This window comes from Sinorhizobium terangae (assembly GCF_009601505.1).
GTDB lineage: Bacteria > Pseudomonadota > Alphaproteobacteria > Rhizobiales > Rhizobiaceae > Sinorhizobium > Sinorhizobium terangae.
Window position 1 is genome coordinate 7,501 of sequence record NZ_WITC01000071.1, and the last position, 17,844, is coordinate 25,344.

The window sequence follows — 17,844 nt, forward strand, 5'->3', positions numbered from 1 at the left end:
GAAGAATTGCAGGTCATCCCAGGTGAAGTTCGGATTCATATTCGCCCCCTCTGTTCGAAAATGAACAGACCCTGTTTATAATTTACGGATCTGGCCGCTTGCATCCAAGCAAAAATTTCGGGATTGTAAGCATTGAGCCGACATTTGAGGAGCATGTCTGGCCAATTTTGAACAAAGAGAAGCGGATCGAATTCCTTGCCGATGTCGCCGAAAGGCGTATCGGAGCCGTCGCGCGTTTTCGCGACAATTCGCCCGCCGCTGCTGACAGTCCTGGGAGGAGACATGATGCACAAGAAACTGATCGCCACGCTTGCGATGGTGCTCGCAAGCAGCACCGCGGCACTCGCCGACGCTTCCGACGGTAAGGTCAAGATCGGCATTCTCAACGACCAATCCGGCGTCTACGCCGATTTCGGCGGCAAATCTTCCTACGAGGCGGCGCTGATGGCAGTCGAGGATTTCGGCGGCAAGGTGCTCGGTGTGCCGGTCGAAGTGGTGACAGCCGACCATCAGAACAAGCCTGACATCGCCTCCAATATCGCCCGGCAATGGTACGATACCGAGCAGGTCGACAGCATCATGGAACTGACCACGTCGTCCGTGGCGCTCGCGGTTCAGGCGATCTCCAAGGAAAAGAAGAAGATCGACATCGTTACCGGAGCGGCGACGACCGAGCTCACCGGCAAGCAATGCAGCCCCTATGGCTTCCATTGGGCCTATGACACCCATTCGCTTGCCGTGGGTACGGGCGGCGCGCTCGTAAAGCAAGGCGGCGACAGCTGGTTCTTCCTGACGGCCGATTACGCCTTCGGCTATTCGCTCGAAGAAAACACCGCGAACTATGTCAAGGAAAACGGCGGCTCGGTCGTCGGCGCCGTCCGGCATCCGCTGGCGACCACCGATTTCTCCTCATTCCTGCTGCAGGCGCAGTCCTCCGGCGCCAAGGTGATCGGGCTTGCCAATGCCGGCCTCGATACCTCGAATGCTATCAAGCAGGCCGCCGAGTTCGGCATCGTCCAGGGCGGCCAGCGCCTCGCCGCCCTGCTCTTCACGCTCGCCGAGGTCCACGGCCTCGGGCTTGAAGCCGCTCAAGGGCTGACGCTCACCGAGGGCTTCTACTGGAACCGCGACGAGGAGAGCGCGAAATTCGGCAAGCGCTTCATGGAGCGCACAGGCAAAATGCCGAACATGGTGCATGCCGGCACCTATTCGGCCGTGCTGCAATATCTGAAGGCGATCGAAAAGGCCGGCACTGACGATGCCGACGCGGTCTCCAAGGAACTGCATGCGCTCCCCATAGACGACATCTTCGCCAAGAACGGTACGGTTGCGCCGAACGGCCGGATGATACACGACATGTACCTGCTCGAGGTCAAGAAGCCCGACGAGAGCAAGGAGCCCTGGGACTACTTCAAGGTTCTCGCGACCATCCCCGGCAAGGACGCCTTCATTGACCCGGCCAAAAGCGGCTGCGATCTCGTGAAGTCCTGATCGGCCGGATCGATGACCGCGACCATGCCTTTGCAGAATGGAGCGCCGCGGGTGGTATTGTCCGCCCGCGGTCTCCGCCGTGACTTCGGCGGCTTTACCGCCGTCAAGGATGTCGATCTCGATGTTCATCATGCCCGCGTGCATGCGCTGATCGGCCCGAACGGGGCCGGCAAGACCACCGTGTTCAACCTGCTGACCAAGTTCCTGCAGCCGACGCACGGCACGATCACGCTGCTCGGGGAAGACATCACCAACACTGCCCCGGACAAGGTCGCACGCATGGGCCTCGTCCGCTCGTTCCAGATCTCGGCGGTATTCCCTCACCTGACGGTGCTCGACAATGTGCGCGTGGCCCTGCAGCGGCCGAACAACCTTGCGACACAATTCTGGAAGCCGCTTTCCGCACTCGAGGCCTTGAACGCCAAGGCCGACCAGTTGATCCGCTCCGTCGGCCTCGAAAAGGAGCGCAACGCCATCGCCGCCGATCTTTCCTATGGCCGCAAACGCGTGCTCGAGATCGCGACGACGCTGGCGCTCGATCCGAAGGTGCTCTTGCTGGACGAACCGATGGCCGGAATGGGCCACGAGGACGTCGGCATGGTCGCCGAGATCATCCGCGAAGTGGCGCGCGAACGCGCGGTTCTGATGGTCGAGCACAATCTCTCCGTCGTCGCTACACTCTGCCATCATGTCACCGTGCTGCAGCGCGGCGAAATTCTCGCCGAGGGCGATTATGCCGCCGTGTCGGAGGATCCACGCGTGCGCACCGCCTATATGGGCACGGAGGAAGCCTGACATGAAACCGCTCCTCAAGGTCTCGGGCCTCAATGCCTGGTACGGCGAAAGCCATATTCTGCACGGCGTCGACATGACTGTCGGCGAGGGTGAGATGGTCACGCTGCTCGGCCGCAACGGCGTCGGCAAGACAACGACGCTGCGTGCCATCATGGGGATCGTGCGCGAACGAAAAGGCGAGATCAGCTTCGCCGGCGAGGATCTGATCCGCGTGCCCCTCCACCGCGTCGCCCATCGCGGCCTCGGTTTCATTCCCGAAGAGCGCGGCATTTTCTCAACCCTGTCCGTCTACGAAAACCTGCTGCTGCCGCCGGCGGTCGCCAGGGGCGGCATGACCATGGACGAGATTTTCGAGCTTTTCCCGAACCTCTACGAGCGTCGCAACAGCCAGGGAACCAAGCTTTCCGGCGGCGAACAGCAGATGCTGGCGATTGCCCGTATCCTTAGAACCGGAGTCCGGATGATGCTGCTCGATGAGCCGACCGAAGGGCTTGCCCCGGTGATCGTCCAGCGGATCGGCGAGGTCTTGAAGAAGCTGAAGGAGCGCGGCATGACCGTCCTCATCGTCGAGCAGAATTTCCGCTTCGCCAGCAAGGTCGCCGACCGCTTCTACCTCATGGACCATGGCCGCGTCGCCGGCGAGTTCCCGGTTTCGGAACTTTCCCAACGCATGGACATGCTGCATGATGTGCTCGGAGTCTAAGCGATGACCATGATTTTCGGAATTCCGCTGCAGGCCTTTCTCGGGCAGCTCCTGATCGGGCTCATCAACGGCTCCTTCTATGCATTGTTGAGCCTCGGCCTTGCGATCATCTTCGGCCTGTTGCGCGTCATCAACTTCGCCCATGGCGCGCAATACATGCTGGGCGCCTTTGCCGCCTGGATGCTCTTGTCGCATTTCGGCATCGGCTATTGGCCGGCGCTAATTCTCGCGCCGCTTCTCGTTGGTCTTCTGGGCGCCGCGATGGAGCGCACCATGCTGAGGCGCCTTTATTCGCTCGACCCGCTCTACGGTCTGCTCTTCACCTTCGGCCTGGCTTTGACCGTCGAGGGAACGTTTCGCTATCTTTACGGCGCCTCCGGTCAGCCCTATGCGACGCCGGCACTGCTTGTGGGCGGCACTAATCTCGGCTTCATGTTCCTGCCCATCTATCGCGGCTGGGTCATCGTCTTTTCGCTCGCCGTGTGCCTCGGCACGTGGCTGGTCATCGAGAAGACCAAGCTCGGCTCCTACCTGCGCGCGGCAACGGAGAATCCGGTGCTGGTGCAGTCCTTCGGCATCAACGTGCCGTTCTTGCTGACACTGACCTACGGTCTCGGGGCGGCGCTCGCGGCGCTTGCCGGCGTGCTGGCCGCACCGATCTACCAGGTCTCACCGCTGATGGGATCGAACATCATCATCATCGTCTTTGCCGTCGTGGTCGTTGGTGGCATGGGCTCGATCATGGGGGCGATCATCACCGGCTACATGCTCGGCGTTGCCGAGGGGCTGACCAAAGTCTTCTATCCGGAAGCCTCCAATATCGTGATCTTCGTGATCATGGCCATTGTTCTCCTGCTGAGACCCGCGGGCCTCTTCGGCCGGGATGCTTGATATGACGCTGACACTTGAACTTGAGAAGCAGAAGGAACGCTCGCCGGTCGTCGCGCAGACGATCTTTCTCGGCGCCGGGCTCGCGCTTCTGCTGCTCGCCCCCTTGTTCTTCTACCCCGTCTTCCTGATGAAGCTTCTGTGCTTCGCGCTCTTTGCCTGCGCCTTCAATCTGTTGCTCGGCTATACGGGGCTGCTCTCGTTCGGCCATGCCGCCTTCTTCGGCGGCGCGGCCTATTTCACCGCCCACGTCGTCAAGGAATGGGGCGTGCCGCCGGAACTCGGCATCCTTGCCGGTGTCGCTGGCGCAGCGCTCCTCGGCGCGATCATCGGCTTCTTCGCCATTCGCCGCCAGGGCATCTATTTCGCGATGATCACGCTGGCGCTGGCGCAGATGTTCTACTTCTTTTGCCTGCAGGCCGAGTTCACGCATGGCGAAGACGGGATCCAGTCGGTACCGCGCGGCCATCTTTTGGGCTTCATCGATCTCTCCCAGTCGACGAACATGTACTACTTCGTGCTCGCTGTATTTGTCATCAGCATCGCTGTCATCTGGCGGATCATCAACTCGCCCTTCGGCATGATCCTGAAGTCGATCCGCGAGAACGAAACGCGTGCCATCTCGCTCGGCTATTCCGTCGCGAACTATAAGCTCGCCGCCTTCGTTATGTCGGCGGCGCTTACTGGGCTTGCCGGCGGCTTGAAGGCGATCGTATTCCAGTTCGCGACGCTGACCGATGTCGGCTGGCAGATGTCGGGCGAAGTCATCCTGATGACGCTTCTCGGCGGCATCGGCACGCTGATCGGGCCGCTCTTCGGCGCGGGTCTCGTCGTCACGCTTCAGAACTACCTGGCAACGTCGGAATTCCCGGTCACGATCATCACCGGCCTTGTCTTCATGGCCTGCGTGCTGCTTTTCCGCCGCGGCATTGTCGGAGAGTTCTATAACTCGCGCCTCGGCCGCAAGCTCGGCTTCGAGTATCGCCACAAGCATTGACGCCTATCGCCCGGCGCCGAGCGCTGGGCCGGGAAATTAGAGAAAGCTCATGGACACGTTCGACTACATCGTCGTCGGAGCGGGTAGCGCCGGCTGCGTGCTTGCAAACCGTCTCTCGGAGAATCCGGATCGCCGCGTTCTGCTGCTCGAAGCCGGCGGCAGCGACAACTATCACTGGATTCATATTCCGGTCGGCTATCTCTACTGCATCAACAATCCCCGCACGGACTGGTGCTTCACGACCGCCGCGGAAGAGGGCCTCAACGGTCGTTCGCTCTTCTACCCACGCGGCAAGGTGCTCGGCGGCTGCTCCTCGATCAACGGCATGATCTACATGCGCGGCCAGGCGCGCGACTATGATCTCTGGCGGCAGCTCGGCTGTGCCGGCTGGAGCTGGGAGGACGTGCTGCCGCTTTTCAGGAAATCCGAGGACCACTATCGCGGCGCCGACGACATGCATGGCGCGGGCGGCGAATGGCGGGTCGAAAAGGCGCGCGTCCGCTGGGCGGTGCTCGATGCCTTTCAGAAGGCGGCGAGTGAAGCGGGCATTCCCGAAACGGAGGATTTCAATCGCGGCAGCAACGAAGGCTCCGGCTATTTCGACGTCAACCAGCGCTCCGGTGTCCGGTGGAACACGGCCAAGGCATTCCTCAAGCCTGCCCGATATCGGCGCAATCTCGTGATCCTCACAAAGGCGCATGTGAAGAGGCTGATCCTTGAGGAAGGCCGCGTTGCCGGCGTCGAGTTCCAGCATGACGGCGTCACCAAGCGCGCGCTGGCGGGGCGTGAAACCGTGCTTTCGGCCGGTTCGATCGGCTCGCCGCATATTCTCGAACTCTCCGGCATCGGCCGACCCGATATCCTGCACCAAAACGGCATCGAAGTGCGCCACGAACTGCCCAGCGTCGGCGAGAACCTGCAGGACCACCTGCAACTGCGCCTCGCCTACAAGGTCACCGGCGTTCCGACGCTCAACGAAAAGGCAAGCTCGCTTCTCGGCAAGGCGGCGATCGGCCTCGAATACCTCGTCCGCCGTTCCGGTCCGATGGCGATGGCGCCGAGCCAGCTCGGCATCTTTACCCGCTCGGGCCCGGAGAAGGAGACCCCGGATCTGGAGTACCACGTCCAGCCGGTCACGCTCGAAAAATTCGGCGAACCGGTGCACCCCTTCCCGGCGATCACCGCCAGCGTCTGCAATCTGAGGCCGGAAAGTCGCGGCTCGGTGCATCTGAAGGGACCGGATTTCGCAGCCGCACCCGACATCCGTCCCCGCTATCTGACTGCCGAAGCCGACCGCGACGTGGCGGTCAAGGCGATCCGTCTCACCCGCCGCATCGTCTCGCAGCCCGCCTTTGCCTGCTTCAATCCGATCGAGTTCAAGCCAGGTCCGGCTTACGAAACGGACGAGGATCTGACGCGCGCTGCCGGCGATATCGGCACGACGATCTTCCACCCGGTCGGCACCTGCCGCATGGGCGCCGACTCAGAGAGCGTCGTCGACCCCGAACTGCGCCTGCGCGGGCTCAAGGGATTGCGTGTTGCCGATGCCTCGATCATGCCGACGATCACGTCCGGCAACACCAATTCGCCGACGATCATGATCGCGGAAAAGGCTGCGGAGATGATTGTTGCGGCCAACCGATGAGGCCCGCAACAACCCTGTGACGCGGGCAGAGCCATTCGACGCGCCTCGTGACCACGCGCGTCCACCTCGAAGAATGGCGCGGCGCAGAACTCCGGTGCACAGAGGCCGCTGTAGCACTTTGAATTGCTGCATGTTTTCGTCGCTTAAATCGGCTCCGATTTAAGGGAAACATGCTGTAGCATGCTACGAATGGGGAATGGGCATGCAGGATAAGCTTTTCATCGACGGAAAATGGGAAAAACCGCGCAAGGGCGGTACGATCGACGTCATCAATCCGGCGACGGAAGAGGTGATCTGCAAGGCGGCGGCGGGGACCTCCAACGACATCGATCACGCTGTGAAGGCGGCTCGCATCGCGTTCGACAGCGGTCCCTGGCCGAAGCTGACGGGCGCTGAACGAGCCCGCTATCTTCGGGCGATCGCCCAAAAGATCGACGAGCGACGCCACGCGCTCGCAAGGCTCGAAGTCGCAAACAACGGCAAGCCGCTGTCGGAAGCGCTCTGGGATATCGACGACGCGGCCGGCTGCTTCAACTACTATGCGGGCCTCGCCGAAGAGCTCGACACCAATGCCGAGGAATCGATCGCCATCGCAGATACCCGGTTCTCGTCGAAAGCCGTTCGCGAACCGGTCGGCGTCGTTGGCGCCATCACGCCCTGGAACTACCCGCTGCTGATGGTCGCCTGGAAGGTCGCCCCCGCGCTTGCCGCCGCCTGCACCATCGTGCTGAAACCATCCGAACTCACCCCGCTGACGGCACTCGAGCTCGGCAGGATCGCCGAAGAAATCGAGCTGCCGCCCGGGGTTCTCAACATCGTTACCGGCACCGGACCGGATGCCGGCGAGCCGCTGACCGAACATCCGCTCGTCGACAAGCTTGCCTTTACCGGCTCGGTCCCGACCGGCCGCAAGGTCATGATGGCGGGGGCGCAGGACATCAAGAACATCAGCCTCGAGCTCGGCGGCAAATCGCCCTTCGTCGTCTTCGCCGACAGTGATATCGAGAAGGCGGTCGAATGGATCATGTTCGGCATCTTCTGGAACCAGGGGCAAGTCTGCTCCGCGACGTCGCGCGTCCTGGTGGAAGAGCCGATCTACGATGCTGTTCTAAAAAGGCTGACCGAGGAAGCGGCGAAGATCAGGATTGGCAACGGCCTCGACGAGGGCACGTTGCTCGGCCCGATCGTCTCCAAGGGGCAATATGACAAGATCCTCGCCGCGATCGAGCGGGCGCGACTGGACGGCGCAACCGTGGCCACCGGCGGCCGCCGCCCGGCCGGCTTCGACAGCGGCTATTTCATCGAACCGACGGTGCTGACGGACATGACCGCGGACAGCTTCGTCTGGCGCGAGGAAATCTTCGGACCGGTCGTCTGCGTCATGCCGTTCAGCGACGAAGAGGAGGCGATCCGCCTTGCCAATGACAGCCGCTTCGGCCTCGCCGCCGCGGTCATGTCCGAGGACAGGGCGCGCTGCGAACGCGTCGCCCGCGCCTTCCGCGCCGGCGTCGTCTGGGTCAACTGCTCGCAGCCGACCTTCACCGAAGCACCATGGGGCGGCTACAAGCAATCCGGCATCGGCCGCGAACTCGGCCGCTGGGGGCTCGCCAATTATCTGGAGGTGAAGCAGATCACCAGCTTCGACGCCGACGAACCCTGGGGCTGGTATATCAAGGGGTGAGCGCGGCGCTGTGCTCGTTGCGGCGACAGCGGGTACCGCGCGGAGTAGAGCGGCACCCGAACGAGATCGGTTCGGCCCACTACTCCGCCGCCTCAGCCTCCGGTATCGGCACGTAGTTGAGGATCGGCGACAGCCAGCGTTCGACTTCGCGAACACTCATCGCCTTGCGCTCGGCATAGTCCTCGACCTGGTCGCGCTCGATCTTGGCGACGCCGAAATAATAGGCGTCCGGATGGCCAACGTAGAGGCCGGAAACCGACGAGCCCGGCCACATCGCATAGTTCTCCGTGAGCCGGACGCCGATCGACGCCTCGGCGTCGAGGAGACGGAAAAGCGTTTCCTTTTCCGTGTGATCGGGCTGCGCCGGATAGCCGGGCGCGGGGCGGATGCCGGCATAGGGCTCGCCGATCAGTTCCTCTGGCGTGAAGGTTTCATCGGCGGCATAACCCCAGAGCTCCTTGCGCACATATTCGTGCATGCGCTCGGCAAACGCCTCGGCGAAACGGTCGGCAAGCGCCTTGACCAGGATCGAGGAATAATCGTCGTTGGCGCGCTCGAAACGCTCGGCGATCGCCACCTCCTCGATGCCGGCGGTCACCACGAAGCCGCCGAGATAGTCTCTTGCGCCGCTGTCGACAGGCGCCACGAAGTCGGCAAGGGCAAGATTCGGCCGCCCGTCACGCTTCACCAATTGCTGTCGCAGGGTGAAGAACGTCGCGAGTTCCGCGTCGCGCGTCTCATCCGTGAACAGGCGGATGTCGTCACCAACCGCGCCCGCTGGCCAGAACCCGACCACGGCCTTCGGCGCGAACCATTTTTCGGCGACGATCTGCCGGAGCATCGCTTGCGCGTCGTCGAAGAGCTGGCGCGCCGCCGGCCCCTGGTTCTCGTCGTCGAGGATCTTCGGATAGACGCCCTTAAGCTCCCAGGTCTGGAAGAACGGCGTCCAGTCGATGTAGCCCGCAAGCTCCGCGAGGTCCCAGTTCTCGAAAACGCGGGCTCCGAGGAAGGAGGGCGCCTTCGGTCGATAGGTTGCCCAATCGAGCTTCTGCGCATTGGCCCGTGCCTGCGACAGCGGCAGACGGCGCTTCTCCGCCTCGTTGCGTGCGTGCGTATCGGCCACCTTGTGATATTCGGCGCGCACGGTCTCCATGTAACCATTGCGCGCGTCCGGAGAGAGCAGACTGGAAACGACCCCGACCGCGCGGCTGGCGTCGTTGACATGAACCGTCTGGCCCAGGTTGTAGCGCGGATTGATCTTCACGGCGGTGTGCACGCGGCTCGTCGTCGCCCCGCCGATCAGAAGCGGGATGTCGAACCCCTCGCGCTCGAGTTCGGAGGCGACGTGGACCATTTCATCGAGCGAAGGCGTAATGAGGCCGGAAAGCCCGATGATGTCGACCTTCTGCTCCTTCGCCACCTCAAGGATCTTCGCAGACGGCACCATGACGCCGAGGTCGATGATCTCGTAATTGTTGCAGGCGAGCACGACGCCGACGATGTTCTTGCCGATGTCGTGCACGTCGCCCTTGACGGTCGCCATCAGGATCTTGCCGGCGCTCTCGCGCGCGCCGTCACCGCCATTGGCGCGCTTCTCCGCCTCCATGTACGGCAACAGCACGGCGACCGCCTGCTTCATCACACGCGCCGACTTCACCACCTGCGGCAGGAACATCTTGCCCGAGCCGAAGAGGTCGCCGACGACGTTCATGCCGGCCATCAGCGGCCCCTCGATGACATGCAGCGGCCGCTCGGCGCCAAGCCGAGCCTCATCGGTGTCGACCTCGATAAATTCGTTGATACCGTTGACGAGCGCATGCTCCAGCCGCTTTTCGACCGGCCATTCGCGCCAGGAGAGATCCTTCTCGCGGCCCTGCGCGCCGCCCTGCCCGCGATAGCGCTCTGCAATCTCCAGCATGCGCTCGGTCGCATCGGCCCGGCGGTTCAGGACCACATCCTCGCAGGCTTCGCGCAGCTCCGGATCGATCGTGTCATAGACGGCGAGCTGGCCGGCATTGACGATACCCATGTCCATGCCCGCCTGGATCGCGTGGTAGAGGAACACGGCGTGCATTGCCTCGCGCACCGGTTCGTTGCCGCGGAAGGAGAAGGAAAGGTTCGACACGCCGCCCGAGACATGGACATGCGGCAGCGTCGCGATGATCTCGCCCGTCGCCTCGATGAAATCGACACCGTAGTTGTTATGTTCTTCGATGCCTGTCGCGACCGCAAAGATGTTCGGATCGAAGATGATGTCCTCAGGCGGGAAGCCCACCTTTTCGGTGAGCAGCCGATAGGCCCGCTTGCAGATCTCCACCTTGCGTGTCCTGGTATCGGCCTGACCGCTCTCGTCGAAGGCCATCACCACGACCGCCGCGCCATAGGCGCGCACCAGACGCGCATGATGCAGGAACGCCTCCTCGCCTTCCTTGAGCGAGATGGAGTTCACCAGCGCCTTGCCCTGCACGCATTTGAGGCCCGCCTCGATGACTTCCCATTTGGACGAATCGATCATCACCGGAACACGGGCGATATCGGGCTCGGAGGCAACGAGGTTCAGGAAGTCGACCATCGCCTGGGTCGAATCGATCAGGCCCTCATCCATGTTGATGTCGATGATCTGGGCGCCATTCGCGACCTGATCGCGCGCGACATCGAGTGCCGCCGCGTAGTCGCCGACGGTGATGAGCTTCCGGAACTTGGCAGAGCCGGTCACGTTGGTGCGTTCGCCGACATTGACGAAGGGAATGTCCTCGGTAAGCGTGAACGGCTCCAGGCCGGAAAGCCGCATATGCCGTTCGATTTCCGGGACCTGACGCGGCGGGTATTTGCCGGCGGCCTCGGCAATCGCTCGGATATGAGCCGGCGTCGAACCGCAGCAGCCGCCGACGATGTTGACGAGCCCGTCACGGGCGAAGCCCTCGATCTCAGCCGCCATCGCTTCGGGAGTTTCGTCATAGCGGCCGAATTCATTTGGCAGGCCGGCATTCGGATAGGCGCAGACGAGCGTATCGGCAACCGAGGAAAGCTCGTCGATATGGGCGCGCATGGCGCTTGCGCCGAGCGCACAGTTTAGCCCAATGGTGAAGGGGACGGCGTGCCGGACCGAGTGCCAGAAGGCGGTCGGCGTCTGGCCGGAAAGCGTGCGGCCGGAAAGGTCGGTGATCGTGCCGGAGATCATCACCGGCAGGTGAATCCTCTTCTCGGCGAAGACCTCCTGTGTGGCAAAAATCGCCGCCTTGGCGTTCAGCGTGTCGAAGATCGTCTCGATCAGAATAATGTCGGCGCCGCCGTCGATCAGGCCGCGGACCTGTTCGCCATAGGCAAGCCTCAGATCATCAAAGGTGACGGCGCGGTAGCCGGGATTGTTGACATCAGGGGAAATCGACGCCGTGCGGTTGGTGGGTCCGAGCGCGCCGGCGACGAAACGCCGCTTGCCGTCTTCCGCCTGCGCACGCTTCGCCGCGCGCCGCGCCAGCCGTGCCCCGTCGCGGTTGAGCTCGTAGACCATATCCTCCATGCCGTAGTCAGCCTGGGCGATGCGGGTCGAGGAGAAGGTGTTGGTTTCGAGAATATCGGCGCCGGCAATCGCGTAGCTGTAATGGATGTCCTCGATCGCCTTCGGCTGCGTCAGCGTCAGGAGGTCGTTGTTGCCCTGCTGGTGACAGGAGCAGCCGCCGAAGCGCTCGCCGCGGAAATGATCCTCCGCGAAGCCGAGCTGCTGGATCTCGGTGCCCATGGCGCCATCCATGATCAGGATGCGTTCGCTAGCCGCTTTTCTCAGCGCCAAAAGGATCTCCGAACCATCAGGCCTGGGCGAAACATCTCCGAAGAGGGAGTCGATGGCGGGCATGGAAAATCCCCCGTTCTGAAAACGACAATATTCGATTTACTCACATAAACATATCTTTATGTCAACATACGCGCCAATCACAATTTCACCGTCGGCAAATAAAAATGGCCCGCCGCGGTTGCGGCAGGCCCGATGAAAGCAGTTGTGCGGGTTTGAATTGTGCGACCTGGCGAAACTTGCTCACATCCGCTTCAGACAATCCTGCAGCTCGTAGATCGCGCAGACAATGTGATAGAAGCTGCTCGCCGGCGCGGGCTCCTCGACAAATGCACCATCCGCCTGCTGCTTGTCGCGCCAGAGGCCGCGGATCGGCGTCCCGAGGAAGCGGCCAAGAGCGGCTGACGCCCGCGTCGCCGAGGCGAGGTAGCGTTCGCGCTCCTTCCCCTCGGTCAGGGCGGCGAAACGGATCGCCGCCTTCAGCCACTCAGTCTGCGGCCAGAGCCGCGCCACCGGGTCGGCGACCGAGAAATCATCGAGAAGAGTCATGACCGCGACGTCGCGCTTGTGGCAGATGCCGTGTTCCTCACCGATCTCGAACAGCCGCCGCGCCTTGACGATGGCTTCGGCATTGCCGCGCCGCTCGGCCCAGCGAAGCAGGAGCCACGCCCATTCGAACTGGTGGCCCGGCTCGACGATGCGGCCCTTCTCGCCGGGAAAAGGCTTCCAATCATCGTCAAAGAATTCGCGCAGCGCACCGGTTTCGGCATCGATGAAACGATCCATCGCCAGCTGCGCGATTTCGTCGACAAGGTTGGCCCAGGTCACCCGGTCGAAACCTTCGACCGTCTCGCATGCGAGGCACGCCTCGAAGAGGTGCATGTGCGGATTGGAACCGAGCGGCAGACGGGACGGATTGTCTTCCTCGAACCCGGCGATCGGATGCTTGCAATAGGTCTCGAGCTTCTGCCTGAGATCGTTGCTGCGCTCGGCCATTTCGCCGCTCCGCTCCGGGAAGACCTGCGCCAGATAGGCGAAGGCAAGCAGCGCGAAGGCTTGGTTGTAAAGGTCGAAAGATGGATCGATCAACTGGCCGCCTGCGTCGGCGAGCGCGCCATAAAAGCCGCTTGGCAGCCGGTAGACACGATCGAAATAGGCGAGCCCTCCTTCGGCCACAGTGGACCAGTCACCCGCCCAGCCGCGCCGTCCGGCCTCCGCGAAGCAGTAAACCTGCCGCGGCTGCACGCGCGATCGCCGATCGGCCCGCGTCGGTTCACCTTCCATGTCGATGGTCTCCACGAAGCCGCCGCCGGCTGCGTCGAAACCCTTTTGCCGCCAAAGCGGCAAGGCGGCATTAGCAAGCCAGTCGGCAAGTTCGCGCGCCTCAGAATGAATGTCCATCCTTGTCCGTTCCTGTCAGTCTTCGAGCTTCAGCGCGGCGTGGTCGGCCTTGAACAGTTCCGCCAGCGCCTCGACGACGAGATTATGGTCTTCACGCTGCGGCAGGCCCGAAACGGTAACGGCGCCGATGCAGCCGGTACCCTTGACGACGATCGGGAAACTGCCGCCATGCGCCGCGTATTCGGCGTCCGGCAGGCCGAGTTTCGCCTGCAGGTTCGTCTGTTGCTTCAAGAGGCTGAGGCCGGTCGCGTAACTGCTCTTGAACAGCCGGAAGACCGTGTTGCGCTTGCGCCGGACCCAGTTCGGATTGTCCGGCGTCGCGCCCTCGAGCGCAGCGTAGAAGACCTGCATGGAAAAAAGCGTGATGTCGATGACCACGCCGAGCTTGCGCTCGGCCGCCATGCGCCGAAGCGTCGAGCCGAGCTCCCAGGCCGTATCGAGATTGAACTGCTCGAACTGCAGTTCCCGCTCCTGCAGCGCGATGCGGCGCAGATCGTTGTCGATGTTCATGATATCTCCTCGCTCTCGGGTCAGGGATCAGCTCTTCCAGAGCCAGGCGGCGCCGCGCACGCCGGAACTATCGCCGTGCACCGCTTTGCGGATCGGCGTCTCGAAACTGTCGCCGAAGATGTATTTGGTAATCAGCGCAGGCAGTTCGCCGTAGATTTCATCGACATTGGACATGCCGCCGCCGAGCACGAAGACGTCCGGGTCGACCACATTGGTGAGTAGCGCCAGGCTGCGGGCAAGACGATCGACGAAGCGTTGATAGACACCGATCGCCGCCGGATCGCCCGCGCGCTTGGCCTCGATGATATCCCTGCCCCGGCGGTCGACCCCCGTCGTCGTACGATAGTCGAGTTCCAGCCCGGTGCCGCAGGCATACATGTCGAGACAGCCGAGCTTGCCGCACCAGCACTTGTGGCCGGGATATTCGGCTCGCGTCATCCAGGGCAGCGGATAGTGGCCGATCTCGGCGGCAACCCCCTGGTAGCCCGCATGAACCTTCTTCTCGATCGCAAGCCCGCCGCCGTGTCCCGTGCCGACGATCACGCCGAAGACGACGCGGGCATCCTTGCCCGCCCCGTCGACCGCCTCGGAAACGGCAAGGCAATTGGCGTCGTTGGCAAGCCGCACCTCGCGGCCGAGGGCGGCCTCGAGATCGCGGCCGAGCGGCTTGCCGTTGATGAGAACGGCATTGGAGTTGCGCACGATGCCGGTGCGCGGATTGGGGCTGCCGGGAATGCCGATGCCGATCGTTCCCCGAGCGCCGGCCGTCTGTTCGGCTGCGGCCACGAGGTCGACCACGGCGCGAATGCAGTCGTCATAGCCGCTGGTCGGCGTTGCGACACGGTGCCGGGCGCGCGTTTCGCCATCGCGATCAAGCGCGATGACTTCCATTTTCGTGCCGCCCCAATCAATTCCGATGAACATGTGTGGATCAGATCTCAGGATGGATGTCGAGGAAACGGCAGGACGCTCCTCCGACCGCCGCCGGCCTTGCTTAGCATCTGCAATGTCGGAGATGCTAGAGTGGGACGCGGAAAAGTGTGAGGCGGCTCATCGCAAATCGGCAGGACGCCCTGCAAAAACACTTGGCGAAAGAGCCTCGCTTTTGTATGGGTCTATACCGAGTGGTCCCGTAGCTCAGCAGGATAGAGCATCAGATTCCTAATCTGGGGGTCGCGCGTTCGAATCGCGCCGGGATCACCATTTTCCGCTTTTGTAGATTGCCATGACTACGCTCGCCGCTCGATAGGCGGTCGGATCAAGACAGCGAAAGGCCCGCGTCGAGCGGGCCTTCTGTTGCCTAAACCATGCGCCTACGCCGCTTGTGGCACCATGGTCGCGGAGCCCGGCTTCCTCAACAGCAGAACCGAGATCGCGGCGATCGTGCACATGACGCCGGCAATCTGCAGGGCCGGCATGTAGGTATCGAAGTCGCTCTTGAAGTAACCGGCACCGAAAGCGGCGGTCGCCGCGCCGAGCTGGTGGCCGGCAAACACCCAGCCGAAAACGAGGCCAGCTTTTTCACGGCCGAATTGCTCGGCTGCGATCTTGACGGTCGGCGGCACGGTCGCCACCCAGTCGAGGCCGTAGAAGATCGCAAAGACCGACAGTTCCACGAAGCTGAAGCCCGAAACGGATAGATAGATCAACGACAAGCCGCGCAGGCCGTAGAACCAGAAGAGCAGCCAGCGGTTGTCGTAGCGGTCGGAGAGCCAGCCGGCGAAGATCGTCCCAAAGAAGTCGAAGATACCGATCACAGCCAGCGTGCTCGCCGCTGCCACCGCGGCCATGCCAAAATCGCCGCAGATCGAGATCCAGTGCGTCTGGATGAGCCCATTCGTCGAAAGCCCGCAGACGAAGAAGGTTCCGAACAGGACCCAGAAGGTGGCACTGCCGGTTGCATCGCGGAGCGCGAGGAGCGGAGAGACAAGCGTCGCCAGCAGCTTGTAGTCCTGTTTCGGCGGCTTCGACACCGTAGCGTCGCCGTAGGCAGGCAAGCCGACATCGGCGGGATAATCACGCATCAGGAGGAGCACCAGCAACATGGCTGCCGCAATGACCGCAACGGTGACAGTCAGCGCTGCGCGCCAGCCATAGGCTTCGGTCATTGCCGCGAGAAGAGGAAGAAAGACCAGCTGACCGGTTGCGTTGCTAGCGGTCATCAGTCCGACGACCAGGCCCCGACGCTTGGAGAACCAGCGGGTTGCAACGGTCGCGCCGAGCACGAGCGCCGTCATGCCCGTGCCGACCCCGATTACCACACCCCAGAGTGCCACGAGTTGCCAGACTTCGGACATGAACAGCGAAACGACGAGGCCGCCCATGATGAGCGCCAGTGCCGTCGTGACCACTTGCCGCACGCCGAAATGGTTCATGAATGCGGCTGCGAAGGGCCCAAGCAGACCGAAGAGCACGAGGCGGACGGCCATGGCCGAGGAAATATCGGCAATGTCCCAGCCAAACTCCTCGTGCAGCGGCTGGATCATTACGCCGGCCGAGCCCATGGCGCCGGCGGTGGCCAGCATGGTGAGGAAGGTGGTGGCCGCAACCACCCATCCATAGTGAAGGTTTCTGTCGGACATCCAGCGGGCGGCGCCATTGGAGATCATCTTACCATCCCTTTCCTGATCGTTGCCGCAGCTGCAGCGGATATTGCGGGTATATGCCCGCTTTTGCATAAAAGAATCAGAGCTCCCTGAGCAGCTCCAGCAGTTGTTTCGTCTTCTCCGGTCCGAGACGGACCTCAATATTCTCCTGGACACTATCCCAGAGAGGGGCGCCTTCCTCCAGCAGGCGGCGGCCCTTCTTCGTCAAGGTCACCATGGCTTCGCGCTGGTCTTCCCCGTGACCGATCGCAACCAGTCCCATGCGTTCCAGCACTTTCGTATTGCGGCCCACCGTCGAGCGGTCGAGCTCTACCTTGCCAGCAAGCTCCGTAAGCGAGATCGGCTCGAGCCGGTTAATGCTCCGAAGCAGGCTGAACTGGCCGATATTCACGCCGAGCGGCGCCAGCGCCTCGTCATAGTAGGACGAGACCTTTCGGGAGGCTTGGCGCAGCACGATACAGTGACATGTTTCGCTTGGCATAGCACGGGTATATACCCGCGATTTCGTTTGCGCAAGAGGACGGATCCGGGATTCCGCTGACGCAATCTCCCTTTCGGTCCCCCAAACCCGGCGGAGACGGCAAACGCCTATGGCTGTGACTATCCAGTCTTACGGCATGCGATGCCGGGATCGTCTTCGCCCTTCGCGACATCAAAGAGTGTCGCCTCCTCGCCCTCGGTCCACCAGATATATCGCCCGCCGGCGTATCTGGCGCCCGATCCGGAGATGACCGCCGAAGCAACGATGTAGGTGCCGCGGATCGAGAAGGTCACCAGCGAGACGGGGCCGGCATTGATATATTCGGCCTCGACCGTCTCGCAGCCACAATCATAACGAACCTTCTGTCGATCGACCGCGCCGGCATCGGGGATGCTGAGCGTGATTTCGGCGATGCCGGCGGCCGCAGCCTCCATTGAGGCGAGCCGCATGACCGGCGCACCGTCCGGCTTCGTCAGCGTGAGTCTTCCGCCGTCGATCCGCCAGGTGAGCCCGTCGCGGAGCGTGTCGAAGAACTTCTGTTCCTGATCCATGATCGCGGGTGCGCACATCTTGCGCGCTGCGGCGGTGGGACCGAAGGTGATCGTCGTGCCCAAGGGGCTGACGGCACCGGTGAAATTATTGCAACCAGCCATGCCGCCATAGGTACCATCCTCGCGTATCTCGAGCACGCTATGGAGGTCTTCGATCACGCCGCCGCCGCCGATGTCTTCGACAAGCCACGAGCCGACCAGTTCTTCCGGCACCTTTTCGGCGGCAACTATCTCGGTGGAAGCAAGCTCTATCAACACGCAGGCGCAGGAAGCGGCAGTCAGAGCCTTGAGCATCTGGAACTCCT

The 17,844-nt window shown here is 62.5% G+C and carries 15 protein-coding genes and 1 tRNA gene (1 of these 16 only partly in view); 8 read left to right on the plus strand and 8 right to left on the minus strand.

Features of this window, described 5'->3' with window-relative positions; genetic code table 11:
• On the minus strand, positions 1 to 39 hold the 5' portion of the coding sequence (locus GHK62_RS18750; RefSeq protein WP_153440643.1) for a LysR family transcriptional regulator. It extends 909 nt beyond the left edge of the window; the window shows 39 of its 948 coding nt (coding positions 1–39); its start codon is at positions 37 to 39; its stop codon lies beyond the left edge, outside the window.
• Positions 40 to 285: 246 nt separating this feature from the next.
• On the opposite strand from GHK62_RS18750, the gene GHK62_RS18755 reads away from it, so the two are divergent.
• The 7 genes from GHK62_RS18755 to GHK62_RS18785 all read left to right on the plus strand — a co-directional run bounded on the left by GHK62_RS18755 (position 286) and on the right by GHK62_RS18785 (position 8,200).
• Positions 286 to 1,491 carry a beta-hydroxybutyrate-binding protein gene (locus GHK62_RS18755; protein ID WP_153440664.1) on the plus strand — a complete coding sequence of 402 codons (1,206 nt, stop codon included), beginning with the start codon at positions 286 to 288 and terminating at the stop codon, positions 1,489 to 1,491.
• A 12-nt stretch (positions 1,492 to 1,503) separates the two neighbouring features.
• Entirely contained in the window at positions 1,504 to 2,286 is a 783-nt protein-coding gene (locus tag GHK62_RS18760; RefSeq protein ID WP_153440644.1) for an ABC transporter ATP-binding protein, read from the plus strand.
• Position 2,287: 1 nt separating this feature from the next.
• Complete coding sequence (locus GHK62_RS18765) at positions 2,288 to 2,989, plus strand: ABC transporter ATP-binding protein (protein WP_153440645.1); 702 nt, start codon at positions 2,288 to 2,290, stop codon at positions 2,987 to 2,989.
• A gap of 3 nt (positions 2,990 to 2,992) precedes the next feature.
• Positions 2,993 to 3,880: a branched-chain amino acid ABC transporter permease gene (locus GHK62_RS18770; protein WP_153440646.1), complete on the plus strand. Its 888-nt coding sequence runs from the start codon at positions 2,993 to 2,995 to the stop codon at positions 3,878 to 3,880.
• Positions 3,873 to 4,874 carry a branched-chain amino acid ABC transporter permease gene (locus tag GHK62_RS18775; protein WP_167528295.1) on the plus strand — a complete coding sequence of 334 codons (1,002 nt, stop codon included), beginning with the start codon at positions 3,873 to 3,875 and terminating at the stop codon, positions 4,872 to 4,874. The genes GHK62_RS18770 and GHK62_RS18775 overlap by 8 nt, the downstream gene beginning before the upstream one ends.
• 49 nt (positions 4,875 to 4,923) lie before the next feature.
• Entirely contained in the window at positions 4,924 to 6,519 is a 1,596-nt protein-coding gene (locus tag GHK62_RS18780) for a GMC family oxidoreductase (protein WP_153440648.1), read from the plus strand.
• A gap of 202 nt (positions 6,520 to 6,721) precedes the next feature.
• Entirely contained in the window at positions 6,722 to 8,200 is a 1,479-nt protein-coding gene (locus GHK62_RS18785; protein ID WP_153440649.1) for an aldehyde dehydrogenase family protein, read from the plus strand.
• A gap of 79 nt (positions 8,201 to 8,279) precedes the next feature.
• On the opposite strand, the gene metH is transcribed toward GHK62_RS18785, so the two are convergent.
• From metH to GHK62_RS18805, 4 genes are all read right to left on the minus strand, one after another.
• On the minus strand, positions 8,280 to 12,053 hold the full coding sequence (metH, locus tag GHK62_RS18790; RefSeq protein ID WP_153440650.1) for a methionine synthase: 3,774 nt from the start codon (positions 12,051 to 12,053) through the stop codon (positions 8,280 to 8,282).
• A gap of 180 nt (positions 12,054 to 12,233) precedes the next feature.
• Entirely contained in the window at positions 12,234 to 13,391 is a 1,158-nt protein-coding gene (gene pmi / locus GHK62_RS18795; RefSeq protein ID WP_153440651.1) for a mannose-6-phosphate isomerase Pmi, read from the minus strand.
• A 15-nt stretch (positions 13,392 to 13,406) separates the two neighbouring features.
• Positions 13,407 to 13,901: a heme-degrading domain-containing protein gene (locus tag GHK62_RS18800; protein ID WP_153440652.1), complete on the minus strand. Its 495-nt coding sequence runs from the start codon at positions 13,899 to 13,901 to the stop codon at positions 13,407 to 13,409.
• Positions 13,902 to 13,928: 27 nt separating this feature from the next.
• Positions 13,929 to 14,825, minus strand: a complete 897-nt coding sequence (locus GHK62_RS18805; protein ID WP_153440653.1) for an ROK family protein — start codon at positions 14,823 to 14,825, stop codon at positions 13,929 to 13,931.
• A 202-nt stretch (positions 14,826 to 15,027) separates the two neighbouring features.
• Here GHK62_RS18805 and GHK62_RS18810 point away from each other — a divergent pair.
• Positions 15,028 to 15,104, plus strand: a tRNA-Arg gene (locus GHK62_RS18810).
• Positions 15,105 to 15,214: 110 nt separating this feature from the next.
• Here the strand turns inward: GHK62_RS18810 and GHK62_RS18815 are convergent.
• The 3 genes from GHK62_RS18815 to GHK62_RS18825 form a co-directional block, all read right to left on the minus strand.
• The gene (locus GHK62_RS18815; RefSeq protein WP_153440654.1) at positions 15,215 to 16,510 is read right to left on the minus strand and encodes an MFS transporter; all 1,296 of its coding nucleotides are present in this window, start codon (positions 16,508 to 16,510) and stop codon (positions 15,215 to 15,217) included.
• Between the two features lie 76 nt (positions 16,511 to 16,586).
• On the minus strand, positions 16,587 to 16,988 hold the full coding sequence (locus tag GHK62_RS18820; RefSeq protein ID WP_153440655.1) for a MarR family winged helix-turn-helix transcriptional regulator: 402 nt from the start codon (positions 16,986 to 16,988) through the stop codon (positions 16,587 to 16,589).
• Positions 16,989 to 17,107: 119 nt separating this feature from the next.
• A complete protein-coding gene (locus tag GHK62_RS18825; RefSeq protein ID WP_153440656.1) occupies positions 17,108 to 17,833 on the minus strand; it encodes an META domain-containing protein in 726 nt (241 codons plus the stop codon).
• Between the last annotated feature and the right edge of the window lie 11 nt (positions 17,834 to 17,844).

Coding starts and splice junctions, on each gene's coding strand:
- pmi (WP_153440651.1), bottom strand. CDS start 13,391: ATGGACATTCATTCTGAGGCGCGCGAACTTGCCGACTGGCTTGCTAAT.
- GHK62_RS18805 (WP_153440653.1), bottom strand. CDS start 14,825: ATGTTCATCGGAATTGATTGGGGCGGCACGAAAATGGAAGTCATCGCG.
- GHK62_RS18815 (WP_153440654.1), bottom strand. CDS start 16,510: ATGATCTCCAATGGCGCCGCCCGCTGGATGTCCGACAGAAACCTTCAC.
- GHK62_RS18780 (WP_153440648.1), top strand. CDS start 4,924: ATGGACACGTTCGACTACATCGTCGTCGGAGCGGGTAGCGCCGGCTGC.
- GHK62_RS18765 (WP_153440645.1), top strand. CDS start 2,288: ATGAAACCGCTCCTCAAGGTCTCGGGCCTCAATGCCTGGTACGGCGAA.
- GHK62_RS18755 (WP_153440664.1), top strand. CDS start 286: ATGCACAAGAAACTGATCGCCACGCTTGCGATGGTGCTCGCAAGCAGC.
- GHK62_RS18775 (WP_167528295.1), top strand. CDS start 3,873: ATGCTTGATATGACGCTGACACTTGAACTTGAGAAGCAGAAGGAACGC.
- GHK62_RS18760 (WP_153440644.1), top strand. CDS start 1,504: ATGACCGCGACCATGCCTTTGCAGAATGGAGCGCCGCGGGTGGTATTG.
- GHK62_RS18825 (WP_153440656.1), bottom strand. CDS start 17,833: ATGCTCAAGGCTCTGACTGCCGCTTCCTGCGCCTGCGTGTTGATAGAG.
- GHK62_RS18785 (WP_153440649.1), top strand. CDS start 6,722: ATGCAGGATAAGCTTTTCATCGACGGAAAATGGGAAAAACCGCGCAAG.
- GHK62_RS18800 (WP_153440652.1), bottom strand. CDS start 13,901: ATGAACATCGACAACGATCTGCGCCGCATCGCGCTGCAGGAGCGGGAA.
- metH (WP_153440650.1), bottom strand. CDS start 12,053: ATGCCCGCCATCGACTCCCTCTTCGGAGATGTTTCGCCCAGGCCTGAT.
- GHK62_RS18770 (WP_153440646.1), top strand. CDS start 2,993: ATGACCATGATTTTCGGAATTCCGCTGCAGGCCTTTCTCGGGCAGCTC.
- GHK62_RS18820 (WP_153440655.1), bottom strand. CDS start 16,988: ATGCCAAGCGAAACATGTCACTGTATCGTGCTGCGCCAAGCCTCCCGA.